A 2,292-nucleotide genomic window follows, 5' to 3' on the forward strand; every position below is an offset into this window, starting at 1 on the left:
GCCGAATTCGACTCGATCTCTTGAACGGGATGCGCATCGCTGCGCTCACCACTGTCGCCGACGAATCCCGGACCATGCTCTTAAGCGGGCTCGCCAAAGCTCGCACCATTGATGGGTCGGTCATATCGGCGCTGCCGCTCACCTTGTAGCGCAGGTCGGTTTCTCTGCCAACGCCTGGCCCGCGTGCGGGGTTGGAATGCTCTTAAGGTTCAACGATGGGTCAAGTGCGCGGAAATCGACGCGCGAAGGCTTGCTTCAATAAGGACACTGGACTTTCGAATTTGCGAAATTTCGCAATTTGCCCCCGCTTCGGCCTAGGATTTGTTATTTTCTGGTCCCCACGCCTATTGCCGCCCGGGCTGTGCTTGGCGCAGTTGGTCGCCATTTATCTTCTCACCGAGACGTCGCATTACCCACCGGGTTCTATCGGCAACTGGTGACATCGCTCCGAGATCGATAGCCACTCGCCGCTCGTCGACATATCTAATGGCCGCTGAACCGAGCAGGGTGGGCACAAGGTCGGCATGCATCGCCTTGGCTTCATGGTTGGCACGGAGCCGTTCCCAAGACGCGGAGTTGCTGGCGCGCCATTCATCGCTCGCCCAAATTACGGCCGGGACTGTCGTGTCCCAGCGCGTCGGATCTTTCAGCGCGTGTTGAAAAAGTTTTCGTCCGTCGTCAAGCAGGTTCTCACCATGGTCAGCCGTGTACATCACGAAGGACGAGCCGCCCGCCTGCGCTGCCTCCGAGATCACAGCATCGACGAATCGGAGGGATTCGGCTACGGCGTTGTCGTAGGCGCGGATGAAATCCGGCAGCGTGGAATCATCTGGGAGTTCAGAAAGCTTCGAGCAGTCGGCCTGGAAAGCAGCTGTTGCGGGCTCATAGCGATCGCAGTACGAAAAGTGTGCGCCGTAGGCATGCACCACGATCAATTTCTTGGGCGCGTTCTGCGCGAGCACCCATCTGAGCGATGGCAGAAGGCTTTCTCGATCGGTCTTCCTTGTTGCTACGAACATTTCGGTGTTGGCGTCAGGCCACGCAATGCCTCTTTCCTGGACGGCAAGCCAATAGGTGTGAAATCCAATTTCCTCGAAAGCCTTCATAAATGTTGCGTCCTTGCTGACCCGAAATGCACCGCCAGGCATTTCGCGCGAGACGAGCAGAGGGACCGACGTGTGCGTGCTGCTGGATCCGGACGTCACATCGCAATAGATGATCGCGTCTTGATGGCTGATGGCGACCTGTTTTTGGCCGCCGCATGCGCCGAGCCGGTCGGCACGCACTGATTCCCCGATGATGAGGATGTATGTCTCGTTCTGCGGGTGAAGTCCCGGCAATCGCGAGGCGCCCCAACTCGCGGACGCCGAACGAGGGTTAATGGGCGCATAGGGCAACGCCGTCGAGATGAATTCGTCACGGCCGATCGCAGAAGCCGCGGCAACGGAAATCACATTCAGCGGCCACGCGCGCAGCACGGTGTTATGAAAGACGACGCCGCATGTGACTGCGGCGAAAGTGATTGCCGCAAGGGTGGCCGAAGGCCACTTCCCGCGCGCCGTTCGGGTTGACGGAGTGCGAAACAACACCCAGATCGGCACGGCGAGCAGGACCGCGGTCAGGGCTATCCAGTGGGCATGAGGCTGAATTACTGGCCACGCTTCGTGTGGGTCCGGCCGAATCAAGGCCGCCTCGAGAAGGTTGACATCGCGTAGATGGTCGGCTCCTACGGCTAGAACGCCGAACAGCGCCGGGACGTATGTGAGGACTAGGAATACTCGAAGCCCTAGGATCGCCCGAAGTAAGCCAAAGAACACTGCGGTTGCGGCAAGGGGGTAGGCGGCGCCAAGATCCCAGACGTGCGTGGATGAAAAGATGGTCAGGGCTGGGATCAGCAGGATCGCGCCCCAAACATAGTCGATCAGACTGACGACGCCGTGCTGTCTGTTTGCCGTTGACGCAGATGCTACATGCGCCTCCCGTGGATGGCTATGTTGCTCCATGACCTTCTACGCAGATAACAGCATTCTGGCCAAGATCCCTGGCGACCTGATTGCTCGCGGTGGAAGACATTGCCGCCGGCAGGGGCTGGCCAGCCTGAGAAGATGTCTGTCGAACTCGACCTCGCACACCTAGGAGCAAGGCAGGCATAGTTGTGCCGAGAACCTGAACGGGAACGATCAAGAATTCCGAGATGCCTTCGAGTGCGGGAATCATTGTGTATCGCGAGCCGATGCCCGCGGGTGACGTCAGCGGTCATGAGCGGGTATTCGGGTGGCCGCCGCGAACTGG

At 59.3% G+C, this 2,292-nt stretch carries 1 protein-coding gene; it reads right to left on the reverse strand.

Annotated elements, in window-relative coordinates; genetic code table 11:
* Positions 1–344 precede the first annotated feature (344 nt).
* Complete coding sequence (locus AC1DY5_RS51990) at positions 345–2,003, reverse strand: sulfatase-like hydrolase/transferase (protein WP_478122075.1); 1,659 nt, start codon at positions 2,001–2,003, stop codon at positions 345–347.
* Between the last annotated feature and the right edge of the window lie 289 nt (positions 2,004–2,292).

The organism is Variovorax sp. P4_D9 (assembly GCF_056401695.1).

Coding starts and splice junctions, on each gene's coding strand:
- AC1DY5_RS51990 (WP_478122075.1), bottom strand. CDS start 2,003: ATGGAGCAACATAGCCATCCACGGGAGGCGCATGTAGCATCTGCGTCA.